The organism is Streptomyces griseorubiginosus, from assembly GCF_017614965.1.
Lineage (GTDB): Bacteria > Actinomycetota > Actinomycetes > Streptomycetales > Streptomycetaceae > Streptomyces > Streptomyces griseorubiginosus_B.
In genome coordinates, this window is sequence record NZ_WVUG01000007.1 from 47883 (window position 1) to 67360 (window position 19478).

Here is a 19478-nt window from a genome sequence, read left to right on the forward strand (position 1 = left end):
TGGCGCTCAGTCGCCTTCGGTGAAGTAGGTGCCCGCCGCGAACTCGTCGAGCAGTCCAGGGCCGGTCGGCTCCCAGCCGAGGACGCTGCGGGTCGTGCGCGTGGACGCCGGGAGGTCACGGGCGATCACCGTGGCCAGGAACGGACCGAAGTGGGACCGCACGTCGTCGAGCGGCACGCTCTTGACGGGCAGTCCGAGGCCGTCACCGATGCCCTGCGCGATCTCCCGCAGCGGTGTCCCCTCACCCTCGACCGCGTGCCACCGGGTACCGGCCGGCGCCTTCTCCAGCACCAGCCGGAAGAGGCGGGCCACGTCCAGCGTGTGCACGGCCGGCCACCGGTTCGCCCCGTCCCCGGGGTAACCGGCGAAGCCCTTCTGCCGGGCGATGGCGACCAGCATGGGGGTCAGGCCATGGCGGTCACGGCTGCTGTGGGTGATGGGCGGGATCCGGACGACCGCGGAGCGCACGCCGCGCTCGGCGAAGCCGACGACGGCGTTCTCGGAGTCGGCCCGGGCGCGCGGTGTGCCCGCCTCCTCCGGTGTGCTGGGCGGCGCGGCGTCCTCCTCCGTGAACGGCCGGCCAAGGCCCTCCGGCACACCCATGCCGGACGCGGTGACCAGCGGTTTGCCGGTGCCGGTCAGCACGTCGCCGAGCGCGTGGACGACGGCGAGTTCCGTGCGGACGGCGGCGGCGAAGTCGGTCGACATCAGGTCGTGCTTGAAGGCGGCATGGATGATGCCCTCGGACTCGGCGGCGGCCTCCCGCAGACCGTCGAGGTCGTCGAGATCACCGCGGCGCACGGTCGCGCCGAGAGCGGCGACGGCCGCCGCGGAGGTGTCCGAGCGGGCGAGGCCGACGACCTCGTGCCCGGCCGCGAGGAGGTCGGCCACGACGGCCGAACCGATGTGTCCGGACGCGCCGGTGACGAAAACACGCATGGAGGCTCCTGGAGGAATGCGAGAAGATCCGGCCCCCGTGATGGGACCCGGTCTCATCACCGTAGCAAGGTGATGAGACTTGGTGCCATCACTTCGGGGCAAAGTCATGGGACTTGGTCCTGTCGCCTAGGATGGGCCCCATGGCCCGATGGGAACCGAACGCACGCGAACGCCTGGAGCGCGCCGCACTCGCCCTGTTCGTCGAGCGCGGGTACGACGCCACCACCGTCGCCGAGATCGCGGACCGCGCGGGACTGACCAAGAGCACCTTCTTCCGGCACTTCGCCGACAAGCGCGAGGTCGTCTTCGGCGGCCGGGACCAGCTGGCGGAGCGTTTCGCCGAGGTTGTCCGCGGCGCGCCGCCGGAGACCACCGTCGCCGGATGCCTGACCGCGGCGCTGGAGTCCGTCGCCCATGTGTTCACACCGGAACGCCAGGATCTGGCCCGGCAGCGGCGGGCGGTGACCACGGCCCACACCGAGCTCCGGGAACGCGAACTGCTCAAGCTCGCCCGGCTCTCCGAGGCCGTCGGCGAAGCGCTGCGCGACAGGGGCGTCGACGACACGACCTCACGCCTGGCCGCCGAGATGGGCGTCCTCGCCTTCACCACGGCCTTCGCGCGCTGGACCGAGCCCGGCAACGAACAGCCGTACACCGAGATCGCGCACACCGCCCTGCGCGACCTGCAGGACCGCGCCGCCGCCCTCGGTACCGAGGCCACAGCGAGCGCTTGAATCCGGAGCGGCAGTCGATCTTCACACCGGCTTCTTTATCCCGGAGCGAACCAGGGCGATCGAACATACGATGGGCGGGAGCCGGCGCGGTACGGGGACGCCGTGCCGTCAGTCCGACCTCGGGGTGGGAGACGTATGGCACAGGCGTCCGACGCAGCGCGGACCGTCATCATGACCGTGGACGACGACCCGGGAGTGTCCCGGGCCGTCGCCCGGGACCTGCGGCGCCGCTACGGCGCGTCGTACCGGATCGTCCGCGCGGAGTCCGGCGAGTCCGCGCTGGACGCGCTGCGGGAGCTGAAGCTGCGCGGTGATCTCGTGGCGGTGATCCTGGCGGACTACCGCATGCCGCAGATGAACGGCATCGAGTTCCTGGAGCAGGCGCTCGACGTGTATCCGGGCGCGCGGCGGGTGCTGCTGACCGCGTACGCGGACACGAACGCGGCGATCGACGCGATCAACGTCGTCGATCTCGACCACTATCTGCTCAAGCCGTGGGATCCGCCGGAGGAGAAGCTCTACCCGGTGCTGGACGACCTGCTGGAGGCGTGGCGGTGCAGTGACTTCCGCTCGGTGCCCAGCACCAAGGTCGTCGGCCACCGCTGGTCGGCGCGCTCCTCCGACGTGCGGGAGTTCCTGGCCCGCAACCAGGTGCCCTACCGCTGGTACTCGGCCGAGGAGCCCGAGGGGCAGCGGCTGTTGGCGGCGGCCGGGCAGGACGGACAGCGGCTTCCGCTCGTGATCACCGCGGAGGGCACGATTCTGGTCGAGCCGGAGGCACCCGAACTGGCCGCGCAGGTGGGGCTCGCGACGACACCGGCCGCGGACTTCTACGACCTCGTCGTCATCGGCGGCGGACCCGCCGGACTGGGGGCCGCCGTGTACGGGGCCTCGGAGGGGCTGCGGACCGTGCTGGTGGAGCGGTCGGCGACCGGCGGACAGGCCGGGCAGAGTTCCCGGATCGAGAACTACCTCGGCTTCCCCGACGGCGTGTCGGGGGCTCAGCTCACCGACCGGGCCCGCAGGCAGGCCGCGAAGTTCGGCGCCGAGATCCTCACCGCGCGCGAGGTGACGGGACTCGAGGTCAACGGCGGTGCGCGGACCGTACGGTTCTCCGACGGGTCGGCGGTCGCCGCGCACAGCGTGATCCTGGCGACCGGCGTGTCGTACCGGCAGTTGGAGGCACCGGGGTGCACCGACCTGACCGGCTGCGGGGTGTTCTACGGCTCGGCGCTGACCGAGGCGGCCTCCTGCCAGGGGCAGGACGTGTACATCGTCGGCGGCGCCAACTCCGCCGGGCAGGCGGCGATGTACCTGTCGCGCGGCGCCAAGTCGGTGACCCTGCTGGTGCGCGGCGCGGACCTGTCCGCTTCGATGTCCTACTACCTGATCCAGCAGATCAACGAGGCGCCCAACATCTCGGTGCGGGCGCGGACCGTCGTCGAGTCGGCGCACGGCTCCGACCACCTGGAACAGCTCACCCTGCGCGACATGGACACCGGGGAGACCGAACTGGTCGACGCGCAGTGGATGTTCGTGTTCATCGGCGCCGCCCCGCTCACCAACTGGCTGGACGGCACCGTGCTGCGCGACGAGCACGGGTTCATCCTGGCCGGGCCCGACCTGACCGCCGACGGACGGCCGCCGGCGGACTGGGAGCTGGACCGGCCGCCGTACCACCTGGAGACCAACATTCCCGGCGTGTTCGTGGCGGGCGACGCGCGCGCCGAGTCCGCCAAGCGCGTCGCGTCCGCCGTCGGAGAGGGAGCCATGGCCGTGATGCTCGTCCACCGTTATCTGGAGCAGTCGTGAGCGGGCGGCTGCTGCCGTGCAGCGCGCAGGAGATCGGGTCGCTGTTCCTGTTCGAGAAGCTCTCCCCCGAGCAGCTGGGGCAGTTGTGCAGCAAGGGGCGGGTCGAGGCTTTCGACCCCGGGCCCGTCTACACCGAGGGTGACCCCGCCACCTGCTTCTACGTGATGATCGAGGGCGCGGTCGTGCTGTCCCGGCGGGTCGGCGACGACGACGTGGAGGTCTCACGGACCTCCCAGCCCGGGGTGTACGCGGGAGCCGTGCAGGCCTACCTCGGGGACCGCGTGCGCCAGGTCTACGCCAACTCCATGCGGGTGACGGAGCCTTCACGGTTCTTCGTGCTGCCGGCCGAGCAGTTCGCGGACTTCATGGCGGCGGAGTTCCCGATGGCGGTCCATCTGCTGGAGGGGCTGTTCTGGGGTTCGAAGAACACCCAGCGGGCCGTCGGGCAGCGTGAACGGCTGCTGGCGCTGGGCTCGTTGTCGGCCGGTCTGACCCACGAGCTCAACAACCCGGCCGCGGCGGCCGTGCGGGCCACCGCGACGCTGCGCGAGCGGGTCGCCAAGATGCGGCACAAACTGGCCGTCATCTCCCAGGGCAACTACTCGGCCGAGGTCATGGCCAACCTCATCGACATCCAGGAGCGCACCGCCGAACGCGTCGCCAAGGCACCGGCGTTGAGCCCGCTGGAGGCCTCGGACCGGGAGGACGCCCTCAGCGACTGGCTGGACGACCACGACATCCAGGAGGGCTGGCGGATCGCGCCGACCTTCGTGCAGGCGGGCCTGGACGTGGACTGGCTGGACCAGGTCGCGGCCGCCGTGGACGAGGACCTCCTGCCGAACGCGGTCGGCTGGCTCAACTACACCGTCGAGACCGAGCTGTTGATGGACGAGATCACCGACTCCACGGCCCGCATCTCGCACCTCGTCGACGCCGCCAAGCAGTACTCCCAGCTCGACCGGGCCCCTTACCAGGTCGTCGACGTGCACGAACTCCTCGACAGCACCCTGCTGATGCTCTCGGGCAAGATCGGGGAACGGATCAAGGTCGTCAAGGACTACGACCGTACGCTCCCGAAGATCCCGGCCTACCCGGCGGAGCTCAACCAGGTGTGGACCAACCTGATCGACAACGCGGTCGCCGCCATCAACGGCGCGGGCGGGGAGGGCGCGTTGACGGTGCGGACGGCGCTGGAGCACGACCAGCTGCTGGTCGAGTTCCGCGACACCGGGCCCGGGGTGCCCCCGGAGATCCGCGACCGCATCTTCGACCCCTTCTTCACCACCAAGCCGGTCGGCGAGGGCACCGGGCTGGGCCTCGACATCTCCTGGCGGATCGTCGTCAACAAGCACCACGGGACCCTGCAGGTGGAGTCGGAGCCCGGGGACACCCGCTTCCAGGTCCTGCTTCCGCTGACGGCCACGGCCGACGAGACACCCGAGGAGCCCGCATGACCAGCGCCAACGGAATCGACCCCAGCGTCCCGCCGAGCGGCAGCGGGTGCGTCGAGTGCGACGCGGCGGGCGGCTGGTGGTTCCATCTGCGGCGCTGCGCGCAGTGCGGGCACGTGGGCTGTTGCGACGACTCCCCCTCCAAGCACGCGACCGCGCACTACCGGGAGACCGGGCACCCGGTGATCCGCAGCTTCGAGCCGGGCGAGGAGTGGTTCTGGGACTTCGACAGCTCACAGCTGTACGAGTCGGGCCCCGACCTCGCGCCGCCCGCCGCCCACCCCGAGGACCAGCCCGCACCCGGGCCGGCGGGACGGGTCCCGGCGGACTGGGCGCGGGTGTTGCGGTCCTGACCCCTCCGACGGCCTCGCACGCCCCGTCACGTCCGGTCCGGCAACCTCTGTCCCAGCCGCGCTGTCAGTGCCGCGTGCCAGGATGGATGCGTGTCTGAGAACGCCTTCACCACGCCGCTGATCGGCCGCGACGAGGACCTCGCCCGGCTCGGCGAGGTGCTGGAGCGCGCCCGCCGGGGCGAGGCGGGGGCGGTGCTGGTGGCGGGGGACGCCGGGGTCGGCAAGACACGGCTGCTGGCCGAGGTCGCCGCGCGGGCGTCGGCGGCCGGCATGGCCGTGCTCACCGGCCACTGCGTGGACCTCGGTGACGTGGGTCTGCCGTATCTGCCGTTCACGGAGATCCTCGGACTGCTGGCGGCTGACGAGCGGTGCGCCGAGGTGCTGGCCGCGCATCCCGTGGTGGACCGGCTGCTCGGCGCGGGGACGGACGCCTCGGGGGACGCGGGCGGCCGGCTGCGGCTCTTCGAGGGCATGGCCGGACTGCTGGCCGACCTCTCCGACCGCGTGCCCCTGCTGCTGATCCTGGAGGACCTGCACTGGGCGGACCAGTCCTCCCGCGACCTGCTGCGGTTCCTGCTCAGCCGCGGCATCCTCCAGCGCCCGGCGGGCGGCGCCCCGACCCACCGTCTCGCCGTCCTCGCGTCCTACCGCGCGGACGACCTGCACCGCCGTCACCCGCTGCGGCCGCTGCTGGCCGAGCTGGTGCGTCTGCCGGCCGTGGAGCGGCTCGAACTGCGGCCCCTGGGCGACGCGGACGTCACCCGCCTGGTGCGGGCCCTCCAGGACCGCCCGCTGCCGGAGGACACGGTCCGCGGGATCGTCCAGCGGGCGGAGGGCAACGCCTTCTACGCGGAGGAACTGCTCGCGGCGACCGACACCGGGGCGGGCGGAGTGCCCAGCGGGCTGGCCGACGTCCTGCTCATCCGGATCGAGCAGCTTTCGGAGACGGCCCAGCGGGTGCTGCGCACGGCCGCCGTCGCCGGGCGGCGGGTGGAGCACGACCTGCTGCGGGAGGCGGTCGGCCTGCCCGAGGACGAGCTGGAGTCGGCGCTGCGCGAGGCGATCGGCCGGCAGCTCCTCGTCCCCGGGACCGGCGACACCTACGCCTTCCGGCACGCGCTGGCCCGCGAGGCGGTGTACGCGGACCTGCTGCCCGGTGAGCGGGCCCGGCTGCACGGCGCGTTCGCCCGGCTGCTGTCCGTGTGCGGCCACCGGGCCGAGAGCGCGGCCGAGCGCGCCCACCACTACCGGGAGAGCCATGACCTGGCCGAGGCCCTCGCCGCATCCCTGGAGGCCGCCGACCACGCCCAGCGCGTGGGCGCGCCCGCCGAGGAGCTACGGCACCTGGAAACCGCCCTCGACCTGTGGGAGGCCGTCGACGCGGCGGACCGCCCGGTGGGCGACGGCCTGGACCGGGTGCCCCTGACACTGCGCGCCTCGGCCGCGGCCCGACATGCCGGGGAGTCGCACCGGGCCGTGTCCCTCACTCGCTCCGCGCTCGCCCACATCGGCCAGGACGCCGACTCCGAGCTCGCCGCCCGCGTCCGCTACACCCTGGCCGGCAACCTGCTGGACGTGGACAGCCTGACCGCCGCGTTCGCCTACAGCAGCGAGGCACTGGCGCTGATCCCCGCCGAGCCGCCGACCCGGACCTGGGTGTGGGCGGCGGCCACCCATGTCCTGGCGGCCCGCCAGGTCGGGGAGAACGGGACGGCGCTGCGGGTGGCCCGCCAGGCGCTGCACGTGGCCGAGGAACTGGGCGTGCGGGACGCGCAGGCCGACCTGCTGGTCTCCCTGGCGGTCCTGGAGAGCGGCGGCCGCCGTACCCCCGAGGGACGCGAGCGGCTCGAGGCGGCCCGGGAGCTGGCCCGGCGCTCGGGGAACGCGCCGGTGGAGATGCGCGTCCTGTTCAACCTCGCGGTCGGCTGCTTCGAGGCCGGTGACCTCCAGGGGTGCCTGCCCTGGGTGACCGAGGGCCTGGAGCGCGCCCGTCGCACCGGGCTGCTGTCGTCGCCGTACCCGCTGGAGATGCGCTATCTGCACCTGCTGGTGCTGTACACGCTGGGCCACTGGGACGCGTGTCTGCGGGCCGCGGCGACGGATGCCGCGGTGCTGCCCGCGGCGGGCGGGTACGCGTCCGGGCCCGCGCTGTACGTGTCTCTGGCCCGGGGTGACCTGTCGGCGGCCGAGCGGGCCCGGACGCTGCTGGAGGGGCCCTTCGACTGGATGGGCACGCTGGTCGCCGGCATCGCGTTGACGGAGGCGTCCGTCCTGCGGGGTGACCCGGGGGAGGCGGTGCGCAGGACGCGGGAGACGGTGGACGCGCTCGGCGACGGCTCGGGCAGCCGCCCCGACGTGACCGTGCGACTGGCGGCGCTGGCGCTGGGCGCGGTCGCGGACGCGGCGGCCGAGTCGCGGCCGGCCGGTGACGCGCCCGGGCGGTGGAAGGACACCGCGGACGAACTGGTCGAGCTGGCGCGGGGTGTGGCCGGGCACGGGGAGGACGGGCTGCCGCAGGGCCCGGAGGGGGTGGCGTGGCTGGCGCGGGCCGAGGCGGAGTGGACGCGGGCCGTGTCCGGTCCGGACGCGGCGGCCTGGGAGAAGGCGGTGGCCGCGTTCTCCTACGGGGACGTGTACGAGCGGGTGCGCTGCCAGGTCCGGCTCGTGGAGGCCCTGTTGGCGGCCGAGCGGCGCGCGGAGGCGGCCGACCAGGCCCGCGAGGCGCGGGCGACGGCCGAACACCTCGGCGCGGCGCCGCTGCTTCAGCGGCTCGACGCCCTGATACGCCGCGGCCGTCTCGCCGACGCACCGGCGGGCGGCGAGCGGACCTCGCCGCTCACCGCCCGCGAGCAGGACGTGCTGCGGCTGCTCGCGCTCGGCCGCAGCAACCGGCAGATCGGCGAGGAGTTGTTCATCAGCGGCAAGACGGCGAGCGTGCACGTCTCCAACATCCTGGCCAAGCTCGGCGCGACGAGCCGTACGGAGGCGGTGGCGATCGCCTACCGGGAGGGTCTCATCGCGCCCGAGCCGACGGCCTCGGGCTGAGGGGCTGCGCGGCTCACTCGCGTCCGGTGCAGTCGAGCCTGGTGAGGTCGACGGCGTCGGCCATCGCCTGCATTCCTTTGTCGTTGGGGTGCAGATGGTCGCCGCCGTCGAAGAAGGGCAGGATCCGCTCCGGGTCGTAGGGGCTGCGCAGGATGTGGTCGAAGTCGGTGTACGCGTCGAAGTCGCCGCTGGTGCGGATGTAGGCGTTGACCTCCTGGCGTACGGCCTCGGCCGCCGGATCCCACTCCGACCAGCCCTTGAAGGGGGCGACGGTGGCGCCGACCACGCACTTGCCGGCCGCGTGGACACGGCGGGCGATCTCGCGGTAGCCGGCGACGAGGTTCTGGGCGGTGACACCGTTGTGGCTCTTGATGTCGTTGACGCCCTCGAAGAGGAAGACCGTGCGCACGCCCGGCTGGGAGAGGACGTCGCGCTGCAGACGGTTCAGGGCGCTCTGGCCGGCGCCGTCGGCGAGGACCTGGTTGCCGGAGATCCCCTCGTTGGCGACACCCCGGATCGCGCTGTGCGTCCTCTCCAGCCGGCGGGCGAGGTAGTCGGGCCAGCGGCGGTTGAGGTCGCTGGTGGACTGCCAGCCGTCGGTGATGGAGTCGCCGAGCGCCACGACGGCCGCGGTGCCCGCGTGCGGTCGTACGGACACGGAGTCCAGATAGGCCCAGGAGCCGGTCGTCCGCGTCCAGTCGGCCGCCCCCTCCTCGGCGGTGTGGTCGCCCTGGGTGACGTACGAGGTCTGCATGGCCATTCCGTGGCCGGTCGCCGGGCCCGCCGCGGACGGCGAGTGGATGCTGACGACCAGGTTGGTGGCGGCGGGCAGCCGTCCGGGCAGCGCGTCGCTGAGGGCGACGGCGCCGGCCGGGATGGTGATCGAGCGGGCGCCGTCGAAGGTCAGGCGCCGGTTGCTGCCGTGGACCAGTGCGGCGCCGGTCTGCTGGATGCCCGCGTAGACGCTGTCGAAGGTGACGGGGCGGTCTCCGAAGGCGTTGGAGAGCCGGACGCGCAGGTCGGTGCCGCCGACGCCGGTGTGCACGATCAGCCGGTAGCCGCGGTCGGGCACGGCGTCGCCGATCCGGTCGGCGCTCGCGCCCCAGGTGACGACGTCCCGCCCGTCGGCGGGCGCCCCCACCACCGCGAACTCGGGCTGTCGGCCGGTCGCCTCGACCGGTGACGCCTGGAAGGCGCCGGCCAGCAGCAGGAGGGCGGCGAGCCGGACGGCCCGTCTGTGCCGGGCCCTCACCGCGCGAAGTCCTTGATCGTCACGGACCCTCCGGGCGCTACGGTCACGGTCCGCGACGAGCCGCCGAACGCGACCGTCGTCGTACGGCCGCCCACACTTCGGATGCGTGCCTCGGTCGGCCTCCCGTTCTGCCAGCGTAGGTCGACGACGAAGCCGCCGCGCGCCGGGGCTCCGGTGAGCGATCCGGAGGCGGCCCAGGCGTCCGGGAGGGCCGGGAGCAGTTCCAGATGGCCCGGCCGGGAGTACAGCAGCATCTCGGTCACGGCCGCCGGGGTACCGAAGTTGGCGTCGATCTGGAAGATGCCCCGGCCCGGCCTGGTCTCGTAGATGTCGAAGAGGTTGGGCGCGGTGCCGTTGCCGCCGTTCACCGACGGGCGCAGGTTGGTGACGATCAGCTGGTAGGCGTTGTCGGCGTTCTTCAGGCGCGCCCAGCACAGGCTCCGCCAGGCGTTGGCCCAGCCGAAGCTGTTCATGCCGCGCGCGGTCAGCAGGGTGGTGGCGCCGTCCACGACCTCGGACGGGGTGGAGCCGTCGGGACGGATGCGGTCGCCGGGGAACAGGCCGACCAGCGGCGAGAGATGACGGTGAGTGGTCTCGCCGAGGTTGTCGGGGGACATCCATTCCTCGAGCCAGCCGGTCTTCGGGCTCACCTGGGGAAGGTACAGCTTTTTACGGAGGCCGGAGATGGTTTCCGCGTAGCCGCCGTCCCGCTTCAGCTCGGCCGAGGCCACGCAGTAGTTGCCGAACAGCGCCCACACCAGCTCCTGTGCGTAGGTGATGCCCTTCGCGTCGCGGGGTCCCTGTTCCGGCGACCAGTCGCTGTCGGCGATCAGCACCTCCTTGGAGCCGCCCGGCAGGGTCGTGGTGAGCAGCCGGGCCTCCCAGAACTCGCAGGCGCCCTTGAGCAGCGGGTAGATCTTCTCCAGATGGGCGCGCGAGCGGGTGAACTCGTAGTGCTCCCACAGGGAGTTGCACAGCCAGGCGTTGCCCGCCGGATGCCACCACCAGCCGCCTCCGCCGTAGGGGTTGGTGGAGATGGCGAGGGTCCACCCGGCGTTCTTGCCCCTGGAGTTGCGGTAGCGGTTGCGGGGGTCGTTGAACAGCCGGCGGGTCAGGTCGGTCCAGGACGGCACCTGGGCGACGCAGTAGTCGGTGAGGGCGTCGAAGCAGGCGGACAGGGCCGCCCGGTCGGCCATCCAGTAGTTCATCTGGATGTTGATGTCGGTGTGGTAGTCACCCATCCAGTCCGGGTCGTTGCCGTCGAGCCACAGCCCCTGGAGCCCCAGGGGCAGGCTGCCGCGCGATCCGGAGATCATCAGATAGCGGCCGAACTGGACGTAGGCTGCCTCGAGTTCGGGGTCGGGTGCGCCGTCGCGCGCCCGGGCCCGCAGCCGCTCCCAGGTGTCGAGGGAACGCTGCTGGGCGGTTGAGGTCCCCAGCGAGAGACCGAACTGTCCGAACAGCGCGTGGTGGTCGGTGACATGGGTGCGCAGCAGGGTGTCCGCGGAGTGCGCGGCGGCGTCGGTGACCTTGCTGCGGGCGAGGCGCCGGGGGTCGAGGGACGGGTCGCGGTAGCCCTGGGCCGCGTCCGGCGCGTAGTTGGTGCCGCCGCTCACCACCACGGTGAGGTCCTTGCAGCCGGCGAAGGAGATGTGCGAGCCGCTGACGGTGACGCGGCCGCCGGTGCCGTGCGCGGTCACGGCGGCCCCGTACTCGAGGCCGTTCGCGAACGCGGCACCGAAGGAGACTCCGGCGCCCTCGCCGTGCGTGCCCTCCAGCGTGACGGTGCCGGTGTAGCGGCCTGTCCCGCTCTGGGTGAGGTGCAGCACGATCACGTCGTCGGGTCGGCTGGCGAAGAGCTGCCGCTGATACGTGACTCCCGAGCGGACGTACGACGTCGTCACCACGCCCCGGGCGAGGTCGAGGGTGCGGCGGTAGCGGGAGACGGCACCGAGGTCGTGGTCGGGGATGTCGACGGTGAGCCGGGCGAGCAGGGTGAGGGAGCCGAAGTGGTCGCGGTCGTAGGGGAACTGGCCGTCGGCGTCGAGGGTGTCGTTGAGGCCGCCGGTCCACATCGTGGCGTCGGTGACGAGCAGGACCTCGTGGCCGGGGTCGTTGCTCGCGAGGGCGCCGAGGCGGCCGTTTCCGACCGGGAGCCCCTGTTCGATCATGGAGTTGTCGTCGGCGGGGGCCTGCCACCACAGCTCGTCGTGCGAACTCGACGTGATCCGGGGTGCGTTGGCGGGCCGTTCGGGTGCGGCCGAGGCGGTGAAGGCGGGCAGTGCCGCCAGGGCGGCTCCGGTGGCGGTGGCGGCGGTGGCGGCGAGCAGGTCGCGTCTGGGAAGCAGGCGTGCGGGATCGGTGTTCACTGCGGCTCCTTCAGGCTCGGTCAGGAAGACTTCGGGACGTCGATCCGGTCGATGTCCGGTGCGTAGCTGGTGCCGCTGTCGAAGGTGATCGTGTTGGAGCCGGCCTTGAGGGTCAACGGCACGCTGACCGTCTCGACGGTTCCCCAGTCGCCGGTGGAGGGGAACTTGTGGTTCGTCGCGCCGCCGCCGTTGACGGAGACGGCGGCGGAGCGGGCGTCGCCGCTGACGTAGGCGATCTTCACCTGGTAGGTGCCGGACTTGGGGACGACGACGTCGTTGACGGTCAGCTTGCCGCCGAGGTAGAGGTTGCCGACCTTCTTGCCGCCGGAGCAGGCGGAGCAGTCGGCGACGGAGGCGTTGCCGGCGAGGGTGTTGGCGGGGGATTCGGCCTCGTAGCCGGTGAAGGCGAGCGCGCTGCCGTGCGGGGTGACGGTGAACAGGCGGGAGCCGTGGGCGGGCAGGGCCTCGGTCACCTTGTCCTTGAGGCTGCCGAGGTTCTCGTGGTTCCACAGGTCACGGACGGACCCCGTGCCGGTGAAGCCGAGGGAGGCCCAGGATGCGGAGACGGCGGCGGGGCTGTCGGCGAGGTTGAACAGGGCGACGGTGTAGCTGCCGTCGGGGTTCTTCGCGGCCCACACCTGCTGCGGGTCGGACGGGGTGATCGGCCGGGCGGGCGGGGTGGCGCCCTGGTTGAGGGCGATGACTTCCTTGTTGGTCAGCAGGGACAGACCGTAGGAGTCGAGGCGGGTGAGGTCGTCGCCGGTGAAGAGCGGCGACTTGGCAATGGCCCACAAAGTGGCGTAGCTCTGCCGTTCGGCCTTGGTCAGGCCGTCCATCTCGCCGTTGCCGACGTCGAGGGAGTCCAGGTCGTTCCAGCCGCCGGGGCCTGCGTACCTGGTCCAGCCGGGGGTGTCGTCCCAGCGGTCGTCGACGGAGTTCTCCCAGCTGACGAGGGTGTTGCAGTAGCACTCGACGTCGGTGTCGATGCGCCAGCCGTTGGAGTACTTCTTCCAGTCGGCGGCGTGTCCGATGTCGAGGGACCAGGAGAGTTCCAGGTGGATCGGGCGGCCGGTGGCGGCGATGGCCTTGTTCCACGCGGTCACGTCGGCAACGTTGTCGTACTGGTCACCGCTCTTGCCGGAGCCGGGGCCGACACCGTCGAGCTTGAGGAAGTCGTAGCCCCAGCCGGCGATCAACTGGGCCTGGGAGTCGATGTACTTCTGGGTGCAGGGGCGGGAGAAGTCGAGCTTGTAGGAGCTGTCCCAGCCGTTGGTGGTGCGCAGGTCGCCGTAGACGATGTCGGCGGTGGTGCAGCCGTCGGCGTTCCAGATCGGCGTCTTCCCGTCGCCGTACGCCTCCTTCTCCAGGCCGGCGGGCAGATAGATGCCCGCCTTGAGGCCCTTGGCGTGGATGCGGTCGGCGACGGCCTTCATGCCGCTCGGGAAGCGCCCGGGGTCGGCCTTCTGGCGTCCGTACTGGTCGTACTCCGGCTTCCAGGTGGTGTCGCGCCACCAGCCGGCGTCGATGTTGACGTAGTCGTAGCCGTACTTCTTCAGCTTGGCGGCCAGGGCGTCGGTCTGCTTGGTGACGTTGGCCTCGGTGAGGTAGCTGTAGTCGCCGTCGGGGTTGAGGCCGGGGTACTTGGAGGACTGCATGCTCCAACTCGACCAGCCCATGTAGGGCTTGGCTGCGAGGGTGGGCGCGGTGGATCCGGCGTGGGCCGCCGGGGCGACGGTGACGGCGCCCGCGGCGAGGGCCAGGACCACCGCGGCTCTGAGGGTGCGTGCGGGCAGGGCGGAGTACGAGGAAGACCTCATGGGTCGTGCCTCCAGGGGGAGTCGGATCAGCGGCTCGGCTGCGGGTGATCTGAGGAGATGAAGGACTGGATGGCGGTGGCGGCGGCTCCGCGGGCCCATTCCTCGAAGGGCAGCGGACGGGTGAGTACGTCGCACCGGGCGGCGGAGCCGAAGGCGGCGGCGGTGAAGGCGTCGCGGATCTGCCCGGCGAAGAGGTCGTGGGCGGCGAGACCCTCGCCGGAGATGATCACGCGTTCCGGGCCGAGGAGGTTGGCGACGGTGGCGATGCCCCGGCCGATGGCCTCACCGGCCCGCGCGTACACCTCCCGCACGCCCGGCACAGCGCGGTGGGCCAGGGCGACGGCCTCGGTGGCGTCGGCGACCTGACGGCCGGTGGCGGCGCGGACCTGGCGGACGATCGCGGCCTCCCCCGCGATCGCCTCCACGCAGCCGCGGTTGCCGCAGTGGCAGGCCGGTCCGGCTGGGTCGACAGTGACATGACCGATCTCGCCGGCCACGCCGTGCGCGCCGGAGACGACCCGTCCGTGCACCACCAGGCCGCAGCCGATTCCGGCGCCGACGGTCACCACGGCGAAGTCGGACAGGCCCACGCCCTCGCCGAACCACTGCTCGGCCACGGTCAGAGCCCGCACGTCGTTGTCGACGGTGACCGGCAACCCGCAGGTCATGGCGGCGAGTTCAGCAAGCGGGACGTCCCGCCACTCCAGGAACGGCGAGTAGCGGACGACGCCCTCGGCGCGGTCCACGTCGCCGGAGACGGCGATCCCGAGGCCCTGCACGGTTGAGCCCAACTCATCGGCGGACAGCAGCAGTTCGTCGACGAGGCGTGCGATGTCGGCGAGTACGGACCTGGTGTCGCGGCCGGCCAGCGGCAGGCGGCGGTCGGCGCGGATTCGGCAGCACAGGTCGGTGAGCACGGCGATGATCTCGTCGCCGGTCACCTTGACCCCGAGGAACAACGCCCGTCCGCCGTCGACCCGCACCGGGTTGGCGGGCCGCCCGAGCGTCGGCCGGCCCTCGTCCGCCGTGTCCTCCACCAGGTACCCGGCCTCGATCAGGGGCTTGACCGCCTTGGTGACGGCGGCCGGCGACAGCCCCGCCCGCCGGGCCGCCTCCAGCCGGGTGAGCGGTCCGTGGGACAGGACCGTGGTGAAGATCTGCGAGGCGGCCGGCGTGTTCGCCGGGAACGTCTCGACAGGAGGGGGCTGGCGCATGACCGGGAACCTAGAGGGCTTCTTTTCCGTCGTCAATAAAAGAAGCAGGATTCGTCTGTGACCCCACTGTCAGATCCGACGGGCACAATCGCCGCATGACGACGATCAATTGGGGCGAGCTGACCCACGCCTACGGCAGCGCCGAGGACATCCCCGGACTGTTCGCGCAGCTCGGCGGCCCGGAGGACGACAGAGTGTGGACGGATCTGTGGTCCGCCCTGTGCCATCAGGGGTCGGTGTACGAGGCGAGTTGGGCGGCCATGCCGGTCCTGGCGGACATCGCTCTCGGGCGGGCCCCGGGCGAGCCGATACAGGCGGTGCTCATGGCCGGCCTGATCACGACGGACCCGGACCCCGGGCGCCGGGAGCGGTACGCCCCGGAGATCGCCGAACTGCTGGGGGTGGCACGGGCGTTGCTCGCCACCCCGGGAACCGGTGACTTCGTGTACCTGCAGATGGCCGTCCTGGCCTTCGAGGACGCCGGGGTGTGGGCGGAGGCACTGGAGGGCGTGGTCAACGAGGAGTACGAGCTCGAGTGCCCGGAGTGCGAGGACGGTCTGTTCGTCGCCTTCGGTTCCTACGGCTACTTCTGCGTGGCCGGCGACTACGTGACGGGGCCGGGCGCGCAGGACACGGAAGGGCGGGCGGAGCTGGCCCCCATCGCCCCGGACCGCCTCGACGGCATCGGCGCGCGCCTGCACCGCGAGGCCGTGGCGGCCGGGCAGCACGAGGTCGCGCACGCGCTGACGTACGTCTTCGGCACAGCCCACTGCCCCTCCTGCGACGCCGGGTTCACGGTGTCGGAGGAAGTGGAGAGGCAGTGGGTCTGAGCGCCTCGGGCGTCGGCGTCAGTGCCGGTCGGCCGGCGTGTTGGCCTCACTGACGTTGACGGCGGCCCAGGCCTGGTCCACCGTCCGGTACTCGACGCCGGTCGCGCCGTAGAGGTCCTTGGCCGCCTTCAGCGTCGCGACCCGCGCGTCGTGGAAGTCGGTGGTGGAGACCATGTAGCGGGTCAGCGCACGGTAGAAGATCGCCGTGGCCTTCGCGCGGCCGATGCCCTTGACGGTCGAGCCGTCGTAGGTCGGCGAGTCGTACCTGACGCCGCCGATCGTCTTCTGGCCACTGCCCTCGGCGAGCAGGTAGTACGCGTGCGAGGAGACGCCGGAGCCGGCGTGCACCTCCGCGTCGTACACCTCGGGCTGCCAGTAGTCCACCGTGCCCTCGAGCCGGTCGAGGGAGGGGTGGTCGAGGCGGCGCAGGAACTTCTGCGCGAGGCCCAGCTTCTCGCCGATGAGGTAGTCCGGCGCGTCCTTCGGGTTGTTGGTGAAGAACTCGACGTTCGAGCCGAAGATGTCCGCCAGGGACTCGTTCAGCGAGCCGGCCTCGCCGTACTGGTTGCCCTGCGCGTCGACCCGGGTGGGCTCCAGCTTGGCGGTGGCGTCCACCACGCCGTGGGTCAGCTCGTGCCCCGTGACGTCCAGCACGACGAGCGGCTTCTTGAACATGTCGCCGTCACCGTCGCCGTACAGCATGCAGCCGCAGTCGGAGTCCCAGAAGGCGTTGGCCACCTTGCTGCCCCAGTGGACCATGCCCTTGGCGGGCTTGCTGTTGTTCGCGATGCCGTTGCGGCCGAAGGTCTTCTTGTAGAAGTCCAGCGTCTTGGTGATGCCGTACTGGGCGTCCGCGGCGGCGCTGTTGCGGCTGGACGTGGCGCCGTTGCCGAAGACGTCGTTGCTGGTGGTGATCTGCTTGCCGCGGGCGAAGCTCTCCGTGTAGCTGCCCTTGGCGTCCCGGGTCTCGGTTCCGTACCGCGTCGGGTCCTTCAGCACGAAGGTCCTCAGGGCCGTCTGCGTGGTGGTCAGCGGGACCGGGCCGACGAAGAGCGACTTGCCGGTGCCCTTGGCCGTGCGCGGGTAGTGCACGGCGGCCGAGGCGGACGACGAGGCCGCCACGGAGGCTAGTGAGGCGCTCCGCGCGCCGATGCCGGTGGCGGGGTCGGCGATCTCCCCGCGCTCGCGCAGGGTGTCGAGCAGCTCGGGCGAGAGGAACTCGTCGTTGTTCGGCGTGTTGCTGCGCACCTTGCCGGTGACGGCGTCGATGACGACGGTCCGGGCCCCGGCACCCTCGGTGGTGCCGCTGTCGGTGACCGTGACCTGGTAGGCGAGGGCGGACGCGCCGTCGCGGGCGTCCACGACGAGGCGGGCAGTGCCGGCGTCGCCCTTGGCCACCGACGCGGCCTTCCGCTCGGCCTCGTCGGCCGAGAGCCTGGCGGCACTGGCCGCGGCGGGCCTGACGGTGTGGTCGGCGGCCCGGGTGACCCCGGTGTACGACAGCTGCCGGTTCAGATGGACGACGAGGTCGCCGCCGAGGACCGTCATGCCCTGGTGGGTCCGGGTGAACCGGACGTGCCGCGCGCCCTCGGGGTCGATCATGACGTCCTGGGCGTGCAGTTCGTCGCCCTGGGAGACGCCGGTCGCGGCGGCGTGGGCGAAGGCGGCGGCGCGGGCCGCCGACACCACGGACGCGGCCGAGGTCGTGGCGGCTGCAGCATGGGCTGTCCCCGTGTCCGGGCCCGCGAAGGCGGTGCCCGCAAGGCCCGTGGCGGCCGTCGTCACGGCGACGGCGACGGCCACGCTGCGTATGTGCGGTCTACGCACTGATAAGGGTTCCTTCCTTCCAGGACGGCCGCTTTCGCCAACCGCCCTGACGCATGGCCTGGTTGTCCGCCATGGGGGCTGGTCGGGCCCCAGTTCGAAACCCTTATGGACGAGTCATGTCCATGTAAAGCCCAAATCATGGGATTCCGCCCAAAGCAGGGCAATACTTTGCCAATCCCCACCACTCGGTGATCGAGGAGTCACCAACTGTGTGCCAGTAGTGGAGATGTGACGGGACGGAAGAAGGTTGCCCCACGTGAATGTGACTCATCTCGCATCCAGGGCCACGGCCCTGGGCGCGGTCGCGCTCTGCCTGCTCACGGCGCCCGCGCACGCCGCCACGGCCGCTCGCCCCGACGTCACGGGTGTCGACACCGCCCTGCGCACCGCGCTGAGACAGGGCGCGCCCGGCGCGATCGCGCGGATCGACGACGACGGCACGGTCCGGCAACTCGCCGTCGGCGTCGCCGACCGGCACAGCGGACGGGCCATCAGCAACGCCGACCGGTTCCGTATCGGCAGCGTCACCAAGGTCTTCTCGGCGGTCGTGCTGCTCCAACTGGCCGACGAGAAGAAGCTGGAGCTGGACGCCCCGGTCGACCGCTATCTGCCGGGCCTGCTGCCCGACCGCCGCATCACGGTGCGGCAGGTGCTGGGCCACCGCAGCGGCCTGTACGACTACACCAACGACATGTTCGCGAAGTCGGTCTCCGGCTTCGAGGCCGTGCGCACCAAGGTCTTCACCTACCGCCAGCTCGTCGACCGCTCACTGCGGCACGCCCGCACCAACGCGCCGGGGGCCGCGTACGCGTACTCCAACACCAACTTCGTCGTCGCCGGGATGCTCATCGAGAAGCTGACCGGTCACTCCGTGCGCACCGAGTACGAGAACCGGATCATCAAGCCCCTGAAGCTGCGCGACACGTTCTACGTGCATCCCGGCACGGCCATCCCCGGCCGGCACACGAACGGCTATCTCACCCCGGACACGGCGGGCGCGCCCCTGGTGGACGCGACCGAGCAGACCGTCTCCTGGGCGCAGAGCGCGGGCGCGCTCATCTCCAGCACCCGCGACCTCGACACCTTCCTGTCGGCCCTGCTCCGCGGCCGTCTCACCTCGGCCGCGCAGCTGCGTCAGATGGAGCACATGCTCCCGGTCAACAGCACCCAGGCGTACGGCCTCGGCCTGCGCCGTCGCGACCTGTCCTGCGGCGTCTCGGTGTACGGCCACACGGGTGCCGTCCAGGGCTACTACACGTACGCCTTCGCCACCAAGGACGGACGGCGCACTCTCACGGCCCTGGTCAACACCTCCAACAACGGCGCCGTGCACACCACGATGCTGGGCACCCTGGAGTCGGCGTTCTGCGGCAAGCCGGCGAAGGTGCGGCGGGGTGCGACGGTCCTCGACCGCCAGGAGGACGCCATTCCTGGGCTCGCCCGGCAGTGACCGCCCGGCGGGGAACCCTCCCGTCCCGGTGGGCGTTGCCCCCATGAGCCCCTCCTTAGGGGCCGAGGACGACGGCGCCGGGGCGGTGACATGAGCGAGTTGGTCCCCGGGGGCAACATGCCCCTCCCGGGCGGCGCCGTGACCGTCCGGGTGCCCGGCCCCTTCGACGTCTCCGCGCTCATCACGGACGACGGCGGCCGGGTCCTCGGCGACGCCGACTTCGTGTTCTACAACCAGCCCTCCGCTCCCGGCGCCCGCCTCGACGGCGACACGCTCACCGTCGACCCGGCGAGGCTGCGCGCCGGGGCCACCCGCGTCACGGTGGTGGTCAGCCCGGCCGACCCCGGCACTCCCCTGGGCCGGCTCCCCGCGCCCACCCTCCACC

At 71.9% G+C, this 19478-nt stretch carries 14 protein-coding genes; 8 read left to right on the forward strand and 6 right to left on the reverse strand.

Annotated elements, in window-relative coordinates:
* Window positions 1-6: 6 nt before the first annotated feature.
* The gene (locus GRC12_RS02715; protein ID WP_208776996.1) at window positions 7-939 is read right to left on the reverse strand and encodes an SDR family oxidoreductase; all 933 of its coding nucleotides are present in this window, start codon (window positions 937-939) and stop codon (window positions 7-9) included.
* A gap of 140 nt (window positions 940-1079) precedes the next feature.
* On the opposite strand from GRC12_RS02715, the gene GRC12_RS02720 reads away from it, so the two are divergent.
* The 5 genes from GRC12_RS02720 to GRC12_RS02740 all read left to right on the forward strand — a co-directional run bounded on the left by GRC12_RS02720 (window position 1080) and on the right by GRC12_RS02740 (window position 8334).
* A complete protein-coding gene (locus GRC12_RS02720; protein ID WP_208776997.1) occupies window positions 1080-1673 on the forward strand; it encodes a TetR/AcrR family transcriptional regulator in 594 nt (197 codons plus the stop codon).
* Between the two features lie 135 nt (window positions 1674-1808).
* Complete coding sequence (locus tag GRC12_RS02725; RefSeq protein WP_208776998.1) at window positions 1809-3485, forward strand: FAD-dependent oxidoreductase; 1677 nt, start codon at window positions 1809-1811, stop codon at window positions 3483-3485.
* Window positions 3482-4939, forward strand: coding sequence for an ATP-binding protein (locus tag GRC12_RS02730; protein WP_208776999.1), 1458 nt, complete (start codon window positions 3482-3484; stop codon window positions 4937-4939). Before GRC12_RS02725 ends, GRC12_RS02730 begins: the two co-directional genes overlap by 4 nt.
* Complete coding sequence (locus GRC12_RS02735) at window positions 4936-5289, forward strand: UBP-type zinc finger domain-containing protein (RefSeq protein WP_208777000.1); 354 nt, start codon at window positions 4936-4938, stop codon at window positions 5287-5289. Before GRC12_RS02730 ends, GRC12_RS02735 begins: the two co-directional genes overlap by 4 nt.
* A gap of 90 nt (window positions 5290-5379) precedes the next feature.
* Entirely contained in the window at window positions 5380-8334 is a 2955-nt protein-coding gene (locus GRC12_RS02740) for a helix-turn-helix transcriptional regulator (protein WP_208777001.1), read from the forward strand.
* A gap of 13 nt (window positions 8335-8347) precedes the next feature.
* Here the strand turns inward: GRC12_RS02740 and GRC12_RS02745 are convergent, their stop codons facing one another.
* From GRC12_RS02745 to GRC12_RS02760, 4 genes are read right to left on the reverse strand one after another with little or no spacing between them, the layout of a single operon-like run.
* Window positions 8348-9586: an SGNH/GDSL hydrolase family protein gene (locus tag GRC12_RS02745; protein WP_208777002.1), complete on the reverse strand. Its 1239-nt coding sequence runs from the start codon at window positions 9584-9586 to the stop codon at window positions 8348-8350.
* Window positions 9583-11955, reverse strand: coding sequence for a glycosyl hydrolase family 95 catalytic domain-containing protein (locus GRC12_RS02750; RefSeq protein WP_208777003.1), 2373 nt, complete (start codon window positions 11953-11955; stop codon window positions 9583-9585). Before GRC12_RS02750 ends, GRC12_RS02745 begins: the two co-directional genes overlap by 4 nt.
* A gap of 20 nt (window positions 11956-11975) precedes the next feature.
* Complete coding sequence (locus tag GRC12_RS02755; RefSeq protein ID WP_208777004.1) at window positions 11976-13772, reverse strand: alpha-galactosidase D; 1797 nt, start codon at window positions 13770-13772, stop codon at window positions 11976-11978.
* A 26-nt stretch (window positions 13773-13798) separates the two neighbouring features.
* Window positions 13799-14986: an ROK family transcriptional regulator gene (locus GRC12_RS02760; protein WP_208777005.1), complete on the reverse strand. Its 1188-nt coding sequence runs from the start codon at window positions 14984-14986 to the stop codon at window positions 13799-13801.
* Window positions 14987-15081: 95 nt separating this feature from the next.
* On the opposite strand from GRC12_RS02760, the gene GRC12_RS02765 reads away from it, so the two are divergent.
* A complete protein-coding gene (locus tag GRC12_RS02765; protein WP_208777006.1) occupies window positions 15082-15816 on the forward strand; it encodes a hypothetical protein in 735 nt (244 codons plus the stop codon).
* Window positions 15817-15834: 18 nt separating this feature from the next.
* Here GRC12_RS02765 and GRC12_RS02770 read toward each other — a convergent pair whose 3' ends face one another.
* Entirely contained in the window at window positions 15835-17643 is a 1809-nt protein-coding gene (locus GRC12_RS02770; protein ID WP_208777007.1) for a M4 family metallopeptidase, read from the reverse strand.
* 262 nt (window positions 17644-17905) lie between these two features.
* Between GRC12_RS02770 and GRC12_RS02775 the strand changes: the two genes are divergently transcribed.
* Together GRC12_RS02775 and GRC12_RS02780 are read left to right on the forward strand one after the other, a co-directional pair.
* On the forward strand, window positions 17906-19093 hold the full coding sequence (locus GRC12_RS02775) for a serine hydrolase domain-containing protein (protein WP_308286459.1): 1188 nt from the start codon (window positions 17906-17908) through the stop codon (window positions 19091-19093).
* Window positions 19094-19183: 90 nt separating this feature from the next.
* Window positions 19184-19478, forward strand: a 295-nt coding sequence (locus tag GRC12_RS02780) for a TerD family protein (RefSeq protein WP_208777009.1), incomplete at its 3' end; no start/stop codon positions are given.

Excerpts from the sequence above, each read along its gene's own strand:
- GRC12_RS02720 (WP_208776997.1), top strand. The coding sequence starts at position 1,080 with ATGGCCCGATGGGAACCGAACGCACGCGAACGCCTGGAGCGCGCCGCA.
- GRC12_RS02755 (WP_208777004.1), bottom strand. The coding sequence starts at position 13,772 with ATGAGGTCTTCCTCGTACTCCGCCCTGCCCGCACGCACCCTCAGAGCC.
- GRC12_RS02760 (WP_208777005.1), bottom strand. The coding sequence starts at position 14,986 with ATGCGCCAGCCCCCTCCTGTCGAGACGTTCCCGGCGAACACGCCGGCC.
- GRC12_RS02715 (WP_208776996.1), bottom strand. The coding sequence starts at position 939 with ATGCGTGTTTTCGTCACCGGCGCGTCCGGACACATCGGTTCGGCCGTC.
- GRC12_RS02765 (WP_208777006.1), top strand. The coding sequence starts at position 15,082 with ATGACGACGATCAATTGGGGCGAGCTGACCCACGCCTACGGCAGCGCC.
- GRC12_RS02725 (WP_208776998.1), top strand. The coding sequence starts at position 1,809 with ATGGCACAGGCGTCCGACGCAGCGCGGACCGTCATCATGACCGTGGAC.
- GRC12_RS02735 (WP_208777000.1), top strand. The coding sequence starts at position 4,936 with ATGACCAGCGCCAACGGAATCGACCCCAGCGTCCCGCCGAGCGGCAGC.